The 18,032-nt window shown below is 63.3% G+C and carries 4 protein-coding genes; 1 reads left to right on the top strand and 3 read right to left on the bottom strand.

The annotated features are described in order from the left end of the window. Nucleotides 1–53: 53 nt before the first annotated feature. The 3 genes from TU73_RS04965 to TU73_RS04950 form a co-directional block, all read right to left on the bottom strand. The gene (locus tag TU73_RS04965) at nucleotides 54–1,007 is read right to left on the bottom strand and encodes an alpha/beta hydrolase (RefSeq protein WP_057011244.1); all 954 of its coding nucleotides are present in this window, start codon (nucleotides 1,005–1,007) and stop codon (nucleotides 54–56) included. A 61-nt stretch (nucleotides 1,008–1,068) separates the two neighbouring features. Beyond that, the gene (locus TU73_RS28040; RefSeq protein ID WP_082642543.1) at nucleotides 1,069–15,954 is read right to left on the bottom strand and encodes a non-ribosomal peptide synthetase; all 14,886 of its coding nucleotides are present in this window, start codon (nucleotides 15,952–15,954) and stop codon (nucleotides 1,069–1,071) included. A 132-nt stretch (nucleotides 15,955–16,086) separates the two neighbouring features. Next, nucleotides 16,087–17,736, bottom strand: a complete 1,650-nt coding sequence (locus TU73_RS04950) for a cyclic peptide export ABC transporter (RefSeq protein ID WP_057011243.1) — start codon at nucleotides 17,734–17,736, stop codon at nucleotides 16,087–16,089. A gap of 149 nt (nucleotides 17,737–17,885) precedes the next feature. Between TU73_RS04950 and TU73_RS28915 the strand changes: the two genes are divergently transcribed. After that, nucleotides 17,886–18,029, top strand: coding sequence for a hypothetical protein (locus TU73_RS28915; protein ID WP_156421199.1), 144 nt, complete (start codon nucleotides 17,886–17,888; stop codon nucleotides 18,027–18,029). Nucleotides 18,030–18,032: the final 3 nt, after the last annotated feature.

The raw sequence follows: 18,032 nt of genomic DNA, 5'->3' as shown, positions 1-18,032 counted from the left end.
GTCCGGGGCTGGCAATCAGCCCCGGTTCTAATTCTGGGACGCTCAGGCGCTACTCAGCGCTGTTCCCCCAACCAGCTCAACACCTCTGCATAAATACCGGCAACGGCGCTGGTGATTCCGTTCATGCGCAGGAAGTCATGGGTCAGCCCCGACTGCACCTGCAGGGTGACGGCAGTGCCGCTCGCTTCCAGCAACTGCGCATAGGCCTGGCCTTCGTCATACAGCGGATCGTACTGGGCCAGGCTGATATAGGCCGGGGCCAGCGCGGTCAGCCCTTCGGCCAGTAGCGGCGAGACTCTCCAGTCGAGGCGCTGTTGGGCGTGCGGGCAATAGTGCTGGTAGAACCATTCCAGCGTGGCGGTTTCCAGCAGGTAATCCTCGGCATATTGCCGGTGGGAACTGCGTTGCCGCGAGGTGTCGGTGACCGGGTAAAACAGCAACTGGGCCCAGGGTTTGAACGTCAGTTGTTGCGGCGTCTTCACTGCGGTGATCGCCAAGACCGCCGCCAGCGTCGCCCCGACACTGTCCCCCGCGAGGGCTATTCGATGGATATCCACTTGCAGGTTGCCGGCCTGTTCGGCCAGCCAGTTGGCGGCGTCAAGGGTGTCATTGACGGCGGTGGGGAAGCCCGCTTCTGGCGCCAGACGGTAGGCGGGTGCGAACACCGCGTATTGGCCACTGGCTGCAAGCCTGCGGCAGATGGAGTCGTGGGAGTCCAGGCTGCCCACCACGTAACCGCCACCGTGGATATACACAATCGCCGGCAGTTGCGCCGTGCCTGGTGCGCGGTAGAGGCGGGCGGGCAACACATGGCTATCGCGTGCGGTGACCGTCAGCTCAGTGACCGCCACCGAACCCGGCGGGCTGGGGTCGAGAATGGCGGAGGTCTGTTCGAACTCCCGCCGAGCCTGTTCAACACTGAGTGTGTGCATGGGTTGGCTTTTGCCGGTCAGGCGACCCATTTGTGCCAGTTCCAGAAAACCTTCGAGATCAGGGTCCAGGGGCATTGCATGTTCCTTGCGAAATGGGATGAAGCGCCGCCCCTGACCGTCAGGGGCGGCAACGGTTTCAACTGGCTACGGGTTGCAGCGCCAGGTGCTGCAACAGCCCATGAAGCAGGGCCGGGTGATTGAGGATGTCGTAGTGGCCGGCCTGGATCTGCTCGTTGCTGCGGGCGCAGGGCAGGTTCGAGGCGGGCTGGCCGGGCGTCGCACTGGCCCACCAGCAATCGGCCTGGGCCCGGGTAGGCGGCAGACCTTGCAGGCGCTGGGACAATGCCTTGAGTTTCATCGCCACCTGGAAGGTGTGGGCCAGTTCCTCGGCACTGATTGCGGCGTACACCGATTGCGCGGCGGCGCCCGCCTGGACCTGCGCGATCAGGTGCTCAAGAACTGCGCTGTCGGTGCTCGCCCTGACATCAAAGGTCGGCAGGCTTTGCGCCGACAGGCCGAACAGCACCGCCAGGAAACCGCGCAAGTCTTCGCTCCAAACGTCGCCGACTACGTCTTCGCCCGTGGGAATGAAACTGTCGACCAGGCCCAGGAACGCCACCCGTTGACCCTGGCTTTCCAGCTCCTGGGCCACCAGCACCGCCAGCGTGCCACCCAGCGACCAGCCCATCAGGTGATACGGGCCACTGGCTTGTTGCTGGCGGATGTATTGGCTGTAATCAATGGCCATGGACTCAAGGGACTCATCCTCCCACTGGCGGTCCAGCAACATCCGGCATTGCAGGCCATAGACGCTGCGCTGCCCATCCAGTCGGCGGGCCAGGGGCTCATAGTCGAACACCGTGCCAAAACCGGCATGCAGGCAGAATAGCGGCGGGCTTTGAGGCGTTTCACCGTTGAGCAACAGCAGCGGGTTCAGGCTCGCATCCTCCTCGGCAAAGCCGGAAAGCTCGGCGATGGTAGGCTTGCCGATCATGTCGCGTAGCTTCAGTTCGATGCCGATATCCGGCTGGCTGCGCACCTTCGACAGCACCTTGAGAATGCGCAGCGAGTCGCCGCCCAATTCGAAGAAGTTGTCGGTGACGCCCACACTCTCCAGTTCCAGCACGTCCTGCCAGATCGCCGCCAGCTGTGTCTCCAACTGATTACGTGGTGCTACGAAGGTACGGCCCTTGAAGTCCGGGTCGGGCAGGGCCTGGCGGTCCAGTTTGCCGTTGGGGTTGAGCGGGAAGGCCGCAAGGGCGAGGATTTGTGCCGGCACCATGTAGTCAGGCAGTTCGCCCTGCAAGACTGTACGCAGGCGTTCACCCAGGCCGGTCGAGGCGTTGGCCACCACGTAACCGATCAGTTGCTTGCCGCCGCCGGTGTCGCGGGCGATGACCACGGCGTCCTGCACTTCGGGGCACTGGCGCAAGCGTGATTCGATTTCTCCCAGCTCGATCCGGAAACCGCGGATTTTCACCTGGTTGTCCAGGCGACCGAGGTAGTCGATCACGCCGTCGGGGCGTTGGCGCACCAGGTCGCCGGTGCGATACAGGCGAGTGCCGTCGGCCGCAAACGGGTCGACCACAAAACGCTCGGCGCTCAGGCCGGGGCGCTGGTGGTAGCCACGGGCAACGCCTTCGCCGCCAATGTACAACTCACCCGCCACGCCGTCAGGCACCGGGTTGAGGTGTTCATCGAGCACATACAGGGTACGTTCACCGATGCGTGTGCCGATCGGCGCGTACACCGCCGCGCAAGTTTGATCAGCACTCACTTTCCACAGCAGTGGGGTGACCACGGTTTCGGTAGGCCCGTATCCGTTGGTCAGGAACTGCGGCTTGAGCACGCGTTTGACCAGCTCGAAGTTGGCCTCGGCCACCGCATCGCCACCGAAGCAGTAGATGCGCACGGGTGGCGGGGCGCCGTTCTGGCTGTCGCCATACTCGGCCAACTGTTGCAGATACGCCGGCGGGAAGCAGGCGATGCTGATGTGGTGGGCGTGCAGGGCCTGCCAGGTTTCTTCCGGGGTCCACAGTTGATTGCCACGTACCACCAGGCGCCCGCCACTTTGCAGGGTAGACAGCCAGCGCTCCTGGGCACCATCGAAAGCGAACGACATGAACAGCAATTCACGGGTGCTGGCGTCCATCTCGTAACGCTCGGCAATCGCCTGACAGTGCATGCGGATCTGCCCATGCGCCACGGCCACGCCCTTGGGCTTACCGGTGGAGCCCGAGGTGTAGATCAGGTAGGCCAGGTTGTCGTCGTGTGCCGTGTGTATCGGGCAAGTCGCCGGCCAGTTCGCCAGTGGCAAGCGATCGAGTTCGATCAGGTTGGCACCACCGAGGCCAGCGAAACGCGAGCGCAGCGCGTGCTGGCTGAGCAGCACCCGCATGCCCGAGTCTTCGACGATCCACTGCACGCGGTCTTGCGGGTAGTCGATGTCCAGCGGCACGTAGGCGGCGCCGGTTTTCATGACGCCATAGAAGGCGACGATGACATCCACCGAGCGTTCGAGCGCGACGCCGACAAACATTTCCGCTCCGATACCCTGGGCAATGAGGTAATGCGCCAGGCGGTTGGCGCGGGCGTCCAGCTCGCCATAGCTCAATTCGATTCCGTCGCAGACCACCGCCACCGCGTCGGGACGCTCCTGCGCGTGCTGTCCGATCACCTGGGCCAAGTGGGCGCGCGGCGCCGTGCCGGGGTTCAGCAGGTTACGTTGGCGCAACAAGTGCTGCTCGGTGCCGGCCAGCATCGTGAGGCTGCCGAGGTTAGCCTGGCTGTTGTTCAGCAGCTCCAGCAGCAGGGTTTCAAAGCTGCGGCGGATTTGCGCGGTGGCGGCCTCGGTGAAACGGTTGCGCAGGTACAGGAACTCAATCTTCAGGGTGTCGCCAAGGTTGATTGCCAGGTCCATGGCAAAGTTGGTGACATCGCGGCTGCTGACCTCGCCGAAGCTCAGGTGCTCCTGCCCGGCTTGCTGCAGGCGTTCGTCCACCGGGTAGTTTTCAAACACTAGAATGCTGTCAAACAGCGGCTGGCCACCCTGGCCCGACCAACGTTGTACGTCCGCCAGGGACGCATGCTCGTGGTCGCGCACCTCCAGGTTGTAGGCCTGCAAGGCTTGCAGCCATTGGGCGACGGGCATGTGCGGCTGCGGCGTCTGGATGATGGGCAGGGTATTGATAAACAGCCCGAGCATGTCTTCCGAGCCCGGCAGACTGGCCGGGCGACCGGCGACGGTGGCGCCGAAGCACACGGTGTCCTGGCCCGTGTAGCGCTGCAACAGCAGCAGCCAGGTGGCCTGGATAAGCGTGTTTGGGGTGACGCGCAGGCGTTGGGCCTGTTCCCGCAGTCGAGCGGTTTGCACGGCGTCCCAATCCAGATACAGCGCCGCATGGCCGTCCAGCTCGGCGCTCGGTTTGGGCGAAAAGCTGTTGGCCAGGGACGAAGTGCCGTTCAAGTCCTGCAGCCGGGTTTTCCAGAATTGCTCCAGCAGCGCCTGGGGCTGCGCTTGCAGCCAGCGGATGTAGTCGCGGTAATGCCCGCGCTTGGCCGGTGCGGTCTGGCCGTTGTAGATCGCGAAGACTTCACCGAGCAAACGCGAATTGGACCAGCCGTCCATAAGAATGTGGTGGCTGGTCCAGATCAGGTAGTGGGTCTGCGGGTCGAGCTGTACCAGGGTCAGGCGCGTCAGGGGCGCACGCAGGAGTTCGAAGCCCCGGGCGCAATCCTGGCTGGCGAGGGCTTGCAGGTCTTGCGCGCTGACCTCACGCTGCTGCCAGTCGAGAGTTTCGACGGGCATGCTCGCAGCGCGATACACCACTTGCAGCGGTTCGGCCAGCTGGTTGTCGGCCCAGAATCCGGTACGCAGGATTTCATGGCGCTCGATCACGGCGTTCCAGGCCGCAGTGAATCGCGCGACGTCCAGGCCGCTGACCGAGACGGCCATCTGGTTCACATACAGTGCACTTTCCGGTGCTTCCAGGGTGTGAAACAGCATGCCCTGCTGCATCGCCGACAACGGGTAGAGGTCTTCCACCTGGGACAATGTCACCGGCAGCCGGTCCAGTTGTGCCTGGCTGATGCGCGCCAACGGGAAGTCGGAAGGCGTCACACCCATGTTCGCGCTGTCGCAGCAATGCTCGATCAGGGCCAGGAGCTCTTGCTTGAGGTCATCGGCCAGTTGGGCAATGGTCGCCTCGTCGAACATCTCGCGACTGAACTGCCAGCCCAGGGTCAATTCCTCGCCGTACACCTGGCCGTTGAGGCTCAGCCAGTTGCCCAGCGGTGCACCCAGCGCCTGCTCGCGGCCACTGCCCTCGGCAGCGGGCACCAGCCACGAGCCCTGGGCTGCATCGAAGCTGGCGTCGAACTGGCCAAGGTAATTGAACGTGATGCGTGGCGTCGGCAGGGCAGCGAGGCTGGCCCGTGCCTGCGGCGTGCCCAGGTAGCGCAGGGCGCCATAGCCCAGGCCTTTGTCGGGGATCGCGCGCAACTGTTCCTTGATCTGTTTGATCGAATCGCCAAGGTTCGCAGCCGGTACCAGCTTGACCGGGAACAGGCTGGTGAACCAACCCACCGTACGGGTCAGGTCGATGTCATCGAACAGGTCTTCGCGACCATGGCCTTCCAGCTCGATCAGGCAATGTCCGGTGCCGGTCCAGCGGCTGATGACGCGCGCCAGGGCGGTCAGCAGCAAATCGTTGATCTGCGTGCGGTAGGCCTTGGGCGCCTGCTGCAGCAGTTGGCGTGTCTGCCCGGCGTCGAGGTGGGTGTGCAGCGTTTGGCTATGGCGATTGTCCAGGCTGGCGTTCGGGCGCTCGCACGGCAGGTCGACCACAGCGTCGCGCAGTTGCGTTTGCCAGTAGCTGAGTTCGTCCTGATCGCGGTCGGCACGCTGTTGCAGGCGCTCGGCCCAGGCCTTGACCGAGCTGGTACGGGCCGGCAGCTGCAGCGGTTGCCCGCTGCTCAGCTGTTGATAGGCGTTTTGCAGATCCTCGAAAAGAATCCGCCAGGACACGCCATCCACTGCCAGGTGGTGAATCACCAGCAACAGGCGTTGAGTGCCGTCGGCCAGGTGGATCAACAGGGCGCGAATCAACGGGCCGTGTTGCAGGTCGAGGCTGCCCTGGACTTGATCGCACAGCTGCGACAACTGCTCGGCGGTGGCGTCTACCTGTTGCAGCTGCCAGTCGCCCATTGGCCGGTAATACGCGCTCCAGTCGGCGCGCTGCTGTTGAAAACTCAAGCGCAGGGCATCGTGGTGCTCGATTACGGCGTACAACGCCCGTTGCAGTGCCTCGGCCACCAGCGGTTGCGCAGGTTTGAGCAGCACCGACTGGTTCCAGTGATGACGCTCAGGGATCGCTGTTGCAAAAAACAGCTGATGAATCGGCAGCAGCGGCAGGGTGCCGGTGGCGGGGCCCTGGTCGATTACTTGGGCCGTCGCGCCGCTACGGGCGACGCTGGCCAGGCCCTGAACGGTCTGGTGCTGGAACAGCTCCTTGGGGGTAAAGGCGATGCCTTGCTGACGAGCGCGGCTGACCACCTGGATGGAGATGATCGAGTCACCGCCCAGCTCGAAGAAGTTGTCGTTCAGGCCGACGCGTTCCAGTTTGAGCACGTCTTGCCAGATGGCTGCGATCTGCTGCTCCAGCGGGCTTTGCGGCGCCACATAGGTCTTTTGCAACAGGCTCGCATCCGGTTTCGGCAGGGCCTTGCGGTCCAGCTTGCCGTTGGGGCTCAGGGGCAGTTGATCGAGGAAGATCAATTGCGCCGGCACCATGTAGTCAGGCAAGTGTTCGCCCAGGCGCTGTTTGATTTCGCTGCGCAGTTCATCGGCTTCGTGTGCTTGGGTCGGCACCGCGTAGGCGACCAATTGGCCGTCGGCGGCGATCACCACGGCTTCGCGCACGCAGTCCAGTTCCATCAGGCGGGTTTCGATTTCCCCCAGCTCGATACGCAGGCCGCGGATTTTCACCTGGTGGTCGATACGCCCACGGTATTCGATCACGCCGTCCATGCGATAGCTGGCCAGGTCACCGGTGCGGTACAGGCGTTGACCGTGCCCAAACGGGCTGGTCATGAAGCGCTCGGCGGTGAGGGCCGGGCGGCGGTGGTAACCGCGGGCCAGGCCGGCGCCGCCCAGGTACAGCTCGCCGATCACCCCGGGCGGCACCGGTTGCAGCTCGGTGTCGAGGATGTAGGTGCTGAGGTTGGCAATCGGTTGGCCGATGGGCACGCTGGCCTTGCCTTCTTCGCGGCAGGTCCAGTGGGTCACGTCGATAGCGGCTTCGGTGGGGCCGTAGAGGTTGAACAGCCCGGCGTTCGGCAGTTTGGCGAAGACCTGCTGCTGCGCGTCCACGGGCAGGGCTTCGCCGCTGCATACAATGCGTTTGAGGCTGGTGCAGCGGGCGACGTTTTCATCGAGCAAAAACACCTGCAACATCGACGGCACGAAGTGCAGGGTGCTGACCTGGTAGCGCTGGATCAGGCTCACCAGGGTGGCCGGGTCGCGGTGGTCGCCCGGGCCGGCGACCGCCAGGCGTGCGCCGGTCATCAGTGGCCAGAAGAATTCCCACACCGACACGTCGAAGCTGAACGGGGTCTTTTGCAGCACGGTGTCGTTGGCGTTCAAGCCATAGGCCTGCTGCATCCAGCACAGCCGGTTGGTCAGGGCCGAGTGCCGGTTGCCGGCGCCTTTCGGTTGGCCGGTGGAACCGGAGGTGTAGATGACATAGGCGAGGTTTTCGCCGTCAACGGTAATCTCAGGATTGACCTCGGCATAGGCGCTCATATCCAGTTGATCCAGCGCCAATACGGGCAGCGCCGCCGGAATCGGCAATTGCGAGAGCAAATGCTGCTGGGTTAACAGCAGGCCAATGCCGCTGTCCTTGATCATGTAGGCCAGACGGTCCTGGGGGTATTCCGGGTCCAGCGGCACATAGGCGCCACCGGCCTTGAGCACGGCGAGCAGGCCGATCACCATGTCCAGGCTGCGTTCGGCGGCGATGCCTACCAGCGCATCCGGGCCGACGCCGAGTTCGATCAGCTTATGCGCAAGCTGGTTGGCGCGGCGGTTGAGTTGGTCGTAGCTCAGCTGTTGCTCACCGAACACCAGGGCCGGTGCCTCGGGCGTGGCGGCCACCTGCGCCTCGATCAACTGCTGTACGCTGTGGTCGAGCGGGTACTGGATATCGGTGTTGTTCCACTCGCTGACGATCTGTTGTTGCTCGCCGCTATCCAGCATCGGCAAGTCTGCAACCCACTGTTGTGGATCTTCAAGGAGACTGCGCAACAGCTGTTGCCAATGCCGACCGAGGCGCTCGATGGTGGCGGCGTCGAACAGGTCGGTGGCGTAGGTCAGGGTCGCGCTCAGGCCTTCGGCCGACTCACTGGTGCTGAGGGTCAGGTCAAATTGCGAAGTGCTGCCTTCCCAGTCCAACCCCTCGACCTGCAGCGCCGAAGGCAGTGACTGGCCATCGGTGCTGCTGCGTTGGTCGGCACTCTGGTGGTTGAACATCACTTGGAACAACGGGTTATGGCTGAGGCTGCGCTCCGGTTGCAACGCCTCCACCAGTTGCTCGAACGGCAGGTCCTGATGCGCCTGAGCATCCAGTGCATGTTGCTTGACCTGTTGCAGCAGCTCTTCGACGCGCAATTGCGCGCTGAATTCGGCTTTCATGATCTGCGTGTTGACGAAAAAGCCGATCAGCCCCTCGGTCTCTACACGGTTGCGGTTGGCGATGGGTACGCCGACACGGATATCGTGCTGGCCGCTGTAGCGGTGCAACAGGACCTGGAACGAAGCCAGCAACAGCATGAACGGCGTGACACCGAGGCGTGGGGCTATGTGTTGTACCGCGTCGCCCAGGCCAGGCGCCAGGGTGAGTGACAGGTGGGCGCCACGGTAGCTTTGTTCCGCCGGGCGCGGGCGATCCGTCGGCAACTCCAGTACGCCGTTTTCACCGTCCAACTGGGCGGTCCAGTAGGCCAGTTGGCGCTCACGCTCGCCAGCTTGCATCCATTGGCGTTGCCATACGGCATAGTCGGCATACTGGATCGGCAACGGTGGCAGTGGGGCAGGTTGCCCAGCCTGGGCCGCGCCGTACAGGGAGATCAGCTCTTCAACCATCAACTGCACCGACCAGCCATCGGAAACGATGTGATGCTGGGTCAGTACCAGCACGTGGTCATCATCGGCCAGACGCAGCAGCCTTACCCGCAGCAGCGGGCCGCGTTGCAGGTCGAACAGCTGTCGGGTTTCGTGTTCTACAAAGGCTTTGAGCGTGGCGTCGTCCGGCGTGCCGTGCAACGTCTCGACCACGAGGGCCAGCGGGGCCTTTGCGGCGATGACTTGCCGGGGGTGTTCGTTGTCCACCACAAAGGTGGTGCGCAGTGTTTCATGACGGGCGATGAGCTGGTTGAAGGCTTGCTCCAGCGCCGCGACATCCAGCGCGCCCTTGAGCCGCAAGGCGGCCGGCAGGTGGTAGGCGGCGCTGTGAGGGTCCAATTGCCAGAGAAACCACTGGCGTTCCTGGGCGTAGGACAGGGGCAGCGCCTGATCGCGTGCGATGGGCGCCAGGGGCAGCTCATCCTGACGGGAGCGGCCGTGCAGGCCGGCGACGAAATCCCCAAGCACGCTGCGTTCGAACAGGCTGCGCAGGGCCACGTCAAGGTTCAGGGCCTGGCGCACCCTGGAGATGATCTGGGTCGCCAGCAACGAGTGGCCGCCGAGGGTGAAAAAGTCATCCGTGAGGCCCACCTGTTCAAGGCCGAGCACACTTTGCCAGATCCCGGCGACCTGGACTTCCAACGCCGTGCGCGGCGCCACGTAGTGGTTTTGCTGTTGGCTGGCATCCGGTTTCGGCAGGGCCTTGCGGTCCAGCTTGCCGTTGGGGCTCAGGGGCAGCGCGTCGAGGAACATCAGCAAGCCTGGCACCATGTAGTCCGGCAGCACCGCCGCCAAGGCCGCCTTGATCGACTGGCGCAACTCCGCTTGCGATAGCGCCGTGGCGTGAGGCACCACATAAGCCACCAGTTGCAAGCCAACGGCCGCCGGCTGCGCGAGGACGATGGCGTCTCGCACGAGCTCCTGCTCCAGCAACCGGGCCTCGATTTCCCCCAGCTCGATACGGAAACCGCGGATCTTCACTTGATGATCAATGCGCCCGACATATTCGATCACACCCGAGGCGTTGTAACGCGCCAGGTCGCCGGTGCGGTACAGGCGGCCGCCATTCTGGCTGAACGGATCGGGCATGAAGCGTTCGGCGGTCAGGTCCGGGCGGTTGAAGTAACCACGGGCCAACAACTCGCCGCCGATCACCAGTTCACCCACCACGCCGATCGGTGCCGGGGCACCGCTGTCATCCAGCAGGTAGATGCTGCGCCCGGCCAGGACCTTGCCGATGGGCATGGTCAAGGGTGTGGGGCGGGCGCCGGTCACGTAGTCGGTGCAGTCGAGGGCGGTGACGGTGACGGTGGCTTCGGTGGGGCCATAGGTATTGAGCAACTTGACATGCCCCAGGCCGGCCTCGGCCCACGCGGCAAGGCCTTCGGGCGGCATGGCTTCACCGCCGGCATGTACCTGCTTGAGGCGCCCATAATCGCGCGGGCTGGCCGCGGCGAAATCCTTGGCCAGCAGGTTCCAGTAGGCGGTGGTGAGGTCGACCACGCTGATCTGGTGCTTGATCAGTTCGCGGTAGAAGGTCTCGGTGTCCCAGATCTCGGTGCCGCGCAACACCACCGAGGCGCCGCAGATCAGCGCCGGGTACAACTGCTCGACGAAGCCGTCGAAGTTGAAGGTGGAAAACTGCAGGATGCGGTCATCGCCCTTGAGGTTGAAAAAACTCAGCGATACATAGGCATGGCGAGTCAGCGACAGCTGGTTGATGCCCACGCCTTTGGGCCGGCCGGTGGAGCCCGAGGTGAACATCACATACGCCAGGTTCTGGGCATGGGCGCGGTTGCTCAGGTTGCTGGCGTCCAGGTCGACCCAGGCCTGGTCCTGGTCCAGGCACAAATGATCGACATAGGCGGGAATCGCCAGACGTTCACGTAAGTGACTCTGGGTCAGCATCAGCCGGGTGCCGCTGTCTTCGATCATGCACAACAGGCGGTCCTGGGGGTATTGCGGGTCCAGGGGCACGTAGGCGCCGCCGGCCTTGAGCACCGCCAGCAGGCCGATGATCATGTCCAGGCCGCGCTCCACGGCGATCCCCACCAGCACGTCAGGGCCGACGCCCAGGCGCACCAGGTGCCGGGCCAGGCGGTTGGCCTGGGCGTTGAGTTCGGCGTAGGTCAACTGGCGGTCTTCGAAGAGCAAGGCCGGTGCTGAGGGTTGCTGCGCCACCTGGGCTTCGAACAGTTGATGAACCCGCTGCTCACTGGGGTAATCGAGAGTGGCGGTGCTCCAGTCATGCAGCATCAGGTGATGTTCTTCGCGGCCCAGCATGTCCAGTTCACCGAGGCGTTGCTGCGCGTCACGCACGATCGCCTGCAACAGGTTCTGCCAATGCGCGGCCAGGCGGCGGATGGTCGAGGCCTCAAACAGATCGATGGCGTAGGTAAGGGTTGCCTGCAGTGTGTCGGTGGACTCGAAGGTGTCGAGCGAGAGGTCGAACTGGGTGCTGGGCAACGTGCCTTCCAGCACTTCCAGGCTCAGGCCGGGTAGCGTGACGCGGGTTTGCGGCTGCACGCTGGCATGGTTGTACATCACTTGGAACAGTGGACTGTGGCTGAGGCTGCGTTGCGGCTGCAGCGCTTCGACCAATTGCTCAAAGGGCAGGTCCTGGTGAGCCTGGGCCTGCAAGGCATGCTGTTTGACCTGTTGCAGCAACTCGACAAACCGCACCTGGCCGTCGAGCGTTGCCCGCAGTACCTGGGTGTTGACGAAAAATCCGATCAATCCCTCGGTTTCCACGCGGTTGCGGTTGGCAATCGGCACGCCGACACGGATATCGGTTTGCCCGCTATAGCGATGCAACAGGGTCTGGAACGACGCCAGCAATAGCATGAACAACGTCACGCCTTGCTCACGTGCCATTTGCTTGAGCGCCTGGTTCAGCTCGCGGTCCAGTACCAGTTCCAGTTGCCCCCCTCGGTAGCTTTGCTCGGACGGCCGGACGTGGTCGGTAGGCAGTTCCAGCACCGTTTGCTCATCGCCCAGTTGACCGGTCCAGTAGGCCAGTTGGCGCTCGCGTTCCCCAGCGTCCATCCATTGGCGTTGCCACACGCCATAGTCAGCGTATTGGATGGGCAGTTCGGGCAGGCTGACGTCCTGTTGCCGGCTGAAACCCGCATACAGGGCGACCAACTCCTGGATCATCAGGTTAATCGACCAACCGTCGGAGACGATGTGGTGCTGAGTGATGATTAGCACGTGATCGTCAGGTGCCAGTCTCAGCACCTTGACCCGCAGCAGCGGGCCGTGCTGCAAGTCGAACAACTGTCGGCTCTCGTCTTCGATACACGCACGAATCGTCTGCGCGTCGGCGTCCGGCCACGCCTCGATGGTCATTGCCAGGTGAGCGTGGGAGGCAATCCGTTGCACGGTGCGTTCACCGTCCTGGGAAAACGAGGTGCGCAGGCTTTCATGGCGGGCAATCAGGCCGTCAAAGCTGCGTTGCAGGGCCTGGGTGTCCAGGTGGCCGCGCAGGCGCAGGGCTGCCGGGATGTGGTAGGCCGTGCTGCCAGGATCCAGTTGCCAGAGGAACCACTGGCGTTCCTGGGCATAGGACAGGGGCAGCGGCTGATCGCGCTCAACCCGCACCAATGGCGGCTCATGGCGCGCCGGTTCCCGCGCCAGGCTGGCGACGAACGTATGCAGGGTGCTGGACTCGAACAGGTTGCGCAGGGGCACATCGGTGTTCAGGGCATGGCGCACCCGGGAGACGACCTGGGTGGCCAGCAGGGAATGGCCACCCAGCTCAAAGAAGTCGTCGTTCAGGCCGACGCGTTCCAGTTTGAGCACGTCTTGCCAGATGGCTGCGATCTGCTGTTCCAGCGGGCTTTGCGGTGCCACATAGGCCTTTTGCAACAGGCTCGCATCGGGTTTGGGCAGGGCCTTGCGGTCCAGCTTGCCGTTGGGGCTCAGGGGCAGTTGATCGAGGAAGATCAATTGCGCCGGCACCATGTAGTCAGGCAAGTGTTCGCCCAGGCGCTGTTTGATTTCGCTGCGCAGTTCATCGGCTTCGCGGGTTTGGGTCGGCACCGCGTAGGCGACCAATTGGCCGTCGGCGGCGATCACCAGGGCTTCGCGCACGCAGTCCAGTTCCATCAGGCGGGTTTCGATTTCCCCCAGCTCGATACGCAGGCCGCGGATTTTCACCTGGTGGTCGATACGCCCACGGTATTCGATCACGCCGTCAATGCGATAGCTGGCCAGGTCGCCGGTGCGGTACAGGCGTTGACCGTGCCCAAACGGGCTGGTCATGAAGCGCTCGGCGGTCAGGGCCGGGCGGTGGTGGTAACCGCGGGCCAGGCCGGCGCCGCCCAGGTACAGCTCGCCGATGACCCCGGGCGGCACCGGTTGCAGCTCGGCGTCGAGGATGTAGGTGCTGAGGTTGGCAATCGGTTGGCCGATGGGCACGCTGGCCTTGCCTTCTTCGCGGCAGGTCCAGTGGGTCACGTCGATGGCGGCTTCGGTAGGGCCGTAGAGGTTGAACAGCCCGGCGTTCGGCAGTTTGGCGAAGACCTGCTGCTGCGCGTCCACGGGCAGGGCTTCGCCGCTGCATACAATGCGTTTGAGGCTGGTGCAGCGGGCGACGTTTTCATCGAGCAAAAACACCTGCAGCATCGACGGCACGAAGTGCAGGGTGCTGACCTGGTAGCGCTGGATCAGGCTCACCAGGGTGGCCGGGTCGCGGTGGTCGCCCGGGCCGGCGACCGCCAGGCGTGCGCCGGTCATCAGTGGCCAGAAGAATTCCCACACCGACACGTCGAAGCTGAACGGGGTCTTTTGCAGCACGGTGTCGTTGGCGTTCAAGCCATAGACCTGCTGCATCCAGCACAGCCGGTTGGTCAGGGCCGAGTGCCGGTTGCCGGCGCCTTTCGGTTGGCCGGTGGAGCCGGAGGTGTAGATGACATAGGCGAGGTTTTCGCCGTCAACGGCAATCTCAGGATTGACCTCGGCATAACCGCTGACGTCCAGGCGGTCCAATGCCAGCACTGGCAGCGCCGCCGGGATTGGCAATTGCGAGAGCAAATGTTGCTGGGTTAACAGCAGGCCAATGCCGCTGTCCTCGATCATGTAGGCCAGACGGTCCTGGGGGTATTCCGGGTCCAGCGGCACATAGGCGCCACCGGCCTTGAGCACGGCGAGCAGGCCGATCACCATGTCCAGGCTGCGTTCGGCCGCGATGCCTACCAGCGCATCCGGGCCGACGCCGAGTTCGATCAGCTTATGCGCAAGCTGGTTGGCGCGGCGGTTGAGTTGGTCGTAGCTCAGCTGTTGCTCACCGAACACCAGGGCCGGTGCCTCGGGCGTGGCGGCCACCTGCGCCTCGATCAACTGCTGTACGCTGTGGTCGAGCGGGTACTGGAAACCGGTGTTGTTCCACTCGCTGACAATCTGCTGATGTTCGGCGAAATCCAGCATGGCCAGTTCGGCCAAACGCTGTTGCGGCGCGTCAATCAGACTTTGCAGCAAGCGCAGCCAATGCCGGCCCAGGCACTCAATCGTGGCCGGGCTGAACAGTGCCGTGCTGTACTCGATGTCCGCCGTGATCTGTTGCGGCGCGTAGTCCACGTGCACCGACAGCTCGAATTTGGCTTCATGCTGCGCCACCGGCAGGAACGCCAAGGTCAATTCGCCCAGCGTCAGCGTGTCCGTTTGATCCTGGCTGACACGCCAGTTGAACAGGGTCTGGAACAGCGGGTTGGCCTGGGTGCTGCGTTGCAGTTGCAAGCGCTCGATGAGCAGTTCGATCGGGTAGTCGGCATGTTCCATGGCCGCCCGGGATTGCTGGCGCAGCGCCTGGAGAAAGGCTTCAGTGGTCAGGTCATCGGTGAGTTGCGCACGGTAGATCTGACTGCTGACAAAGTACCCCACCAGATCCTGGGTCTCGCTCTGGTTGCGCCCGGCATTCGGTACGCCGACCGTGAAGTCCCGCTGGCCGCTGTAGCGGCTGAGCAGCAGTTGCCAGGCGCCAAGCAGCACGATAAACGGCGTCAAGTCGTGTTGGTGGCAGAAACCCTGCAACTGTTGGCTCAGGGCTGTGGGCAGTGACAGGCGCAGATTGCCGGCGCGGTGCTGTTGTTCGGCGCTGCGAGGATAATCGGCCGGCAGGTCCAGGGTGGGAATCTCCTGACCCAGGTAGTCGGCCCAATACTCGGCGGCACGCAGTTGTGCGGGCGTGCCGGGGTATTCCTCGCGCTGCCAGCGGGCATAGTCGGCGTACTGAATGGAAGGTCGCGCCAACGGCGTGGTGTCGCCCTGGCAGGCACGCTGGTAAGCCAGGGTGAGGTCGTGCATCAGGATCGGGTTGGACCAGGCGTCCGAGACGATATGGTGCATGTTCAGCAGCAGGATGTGGTCATCGTGTTCGAGCGTGATCAACGTGGCGCGAATCAGCGGGGCCAGGCTCAAGTCAAACGGCGTGCCGGCCTCGGTTGCAATACGCTGGGCGACGGCAGCGGCCCGGGCGTCGGGCGCGAGACCCGACAGATCGTCTTCGTGCAGATGGATTCGGGCTTGCGGGTCAAATACTTGCCGGGGTTGGTCGTCCAGGGTCTGGAACGCGGTTTTCAGCACATCGTGTCGGTCGATAACCTGCTGGAGGGCCGCGTCCAGCGCTGCGGTGTTCAAGGGGCCGCGCAGGCGCAGTGCGTTGGGCAGGTTGTAGGCGCTGCTGCCGGGCGACAGCTGTTGCAGGAACCACAGGCGTTGCTGGGCGAAAGACAGGGGCGTGGGGCTGCGATGGGGTTGAGCCTTGATGGAATGCTCTGAGCCGGCGTCGTCGGCCATCAACAGGGCCAGCAAGTCGTCGTCGGGGAGTTGATTCAGTGGGTTCATGTTGGGTCTCGTCGCCATCGGCTGCGTAAATATGCGTTGTCAGAAAGACGAAGCGTGGCCGACGAGATTTAGGCATGACACGGGACTTCAATGGCCGGCGGCGAACGGCAGGGCGCTCGCCGCAGGGTCGGTTCAGGCGACGGCTTTTTCGCTGATGACGCGCCCGGCCTGCATGCGCACCAACTGGTCGGCGACGTCGAAGTAACGGTCATCGTGGGAGATCACGATGATGGTCTTGCCCAGGCGCTTGAGGTCCGGCAGCAGCTCGGTATAGAACACGCGGCGGAAGGTCGGGTCTTGGTCGGCGGCCCACTCGTCGAATACCAGCACCGGCCGTTCGTCGAGCCAGGCGTTGATCAAGGCCAGGCGCTTGCGCTGCCCGGTGGAGAGGTCGGTGGTGGTGAACGCGCCGTCACGAATGCTGACCTTGTGGGCGATCTCCATGCGCTCCAGGTACTGGTTGGCATCCTCCGGCAGGGCTTTATCGCTCTGCACCAGTTCGTCGAACAGGTAATAGTCGGCAAAAATGGTGGTGAACATCTGCCGGTAATCATCCAGGCCACGCGCGTCGACGGCCATGCCATTAAGACGGATCTCTCCACTCTGTGGGGTGTACAGCCCCAGCAGCAGTTTGATCAGGGTGGTCTTGCCGCAGCCGTTTTCACCGACGATGAACAGGATCTCCCCAGGCTCGATGCTCAGGTTGACCGGGCCCAGGGTGAAAGGCTCGCTGCCTGCCACGGGCGGGAAGGCGTATTGCACGTCGCGCAATTCCAGGTGCTTCATGGGTGGGGTGCCGCGCTCATCGGCGTCCAGCAGCAGGTGGGGCTCGGGCGATGAAAAACGCTCGGACAGGTCGGCGATGCGGCGGAAGGCGATCTGCGCACGGCTGATGATCGGCAGGTTGGCGATCAGGTTTTCCAATGGGCCTTTCATATAGAGCAGCACCAGCACAAAGCCGCTCATCATCGCCGGGTTACTGCTGGGCCAGAACGATTGCAGGGTCAGCGCCAGGCCGATGACCACAAAGAACAGCATCGAACCCAGGCTTTTGGCGATCACGAAAATGTTGATCGAGCGTACGTGCGTGTCGCAGATGTGGTCGGCGGTGGCCTGGATATTGCGGGTCAACATGGCGTGGCGGCGCTTGCGGTGAATCCTCAACTCCTTGGCACCTTCGGCGATGGCCGAGTAGTGCTTTTGCAGGCTGTCTTCCGCGTCGCGTGCCTCATAGAAACCTTTAATGCCCTTGCCTTGCGCGATGAACTGGATGGCCGAGCCGATGCCGATGGCCAGCAATGTCATGAGGAAAATCGGCAGCGACAGGCTCGCCAGATAGCCCAGGCAACCCAGGATTACCGTGATCGAAATGGCCAGCGGGGCGAAGGCGAAGGCGAAATCGCTGATGGTGTCGACGTCGTGGGTCAGCACCGGAATAAGGCGATGGCTGCGATAGCGTTCGATCTGCTCGATCGGTGCCGACAATACCTTCGCACCCAGATCCTTGCGTAGCCGGGCAATGACTTTTTGCCCGACAAAGTTGCTGCCGATGTCGGCGGCAATGCTGCTGAGCAGGGCGAGTACGCACAGGCCGGCAAAGGCCAGCACAACCGCAGTGGTGAGGCCGGACTCACTGTGCAGGCCCTGGTTAACCGTGGCCAGCAGCGCGGTGACGCTCAGGCCTCCAAGAATGCCGAAAAGAATCGACAGGATGACGGTGTAGCGATAGGGCTTGAGCAGGCTCAAGAGTTCGCGAAGGGCGCTACGCGGTTTTGCAGTCATGAAACTACCTCGGTCGCGACGTGGCTACGTGCTATGGGCGAGTGGGGGCTGCGTCGATCGAGCTGATCGCCGGCGGGCTTTTGTAGGAGACGTTTCGAGTCTGGCGCGATTTAGCTTTATTGCGCCGGGCCTGGAGGCGGTGCGCACTTATGGACGCTGATCAAGCAAGGGCTGGCGCTGTATCGAAGCAATATTCTGGCGACGTGCCTAAATTTTTCCTGCCGGACAACGTATTAGTCCTGATAGGGCCGGGTTTTATGTCCGGTGGAGGCGATAAAAAAACCGGTAAATGAGTC

The organism is Pseudomonas libanensis (assembly GCF_001439685.1).
GTDB classification, from domain to species: Bacteria; Pseudomonadota; Gammaproteobacteria; order Pseudomonadales; family Pseudomonadaceae; genus Aquipseudomonas; species Aquipseudomonas libanensis.
Note: the sequence above shows the minus strand (reverse complement) of the source record. Positions and strands in the feature narration are given on the sequence as shown.

Excerpts from the sequence above, each read along its gene's own strand:
- TU73_RS28040 (WP_082642543.1), bottom strand. The coding sequence starts at position 15,954 with ATGAACCCACTGAATCAACTCCCCGACGACGACTTGCTGGCCCTGTTG.
- TU73_RS04950 (WP_057011243.1), bottom strand. The coding sequence starts at position 17,736 with ATGACTGCAAAACCGCGTAGCGCCCTTCGCGAACTCTTGAGCCTGCTC.
- TU73_RS28915 (WP_156421199.1), top strand. The coding sequence starts at position 17,886 with ATGGACGCTGATCAAGCAAGGGCTGGCGCTGTATCGAAGCAATATTCT.
- TU73_RS04965 (WP_057011244.1), bottom strand. The coding sequence starts at position 1,007 with ATGCCCCTGGACCCTGATCTCGAAGGTTTTCTGGAACTGGCACAAATG.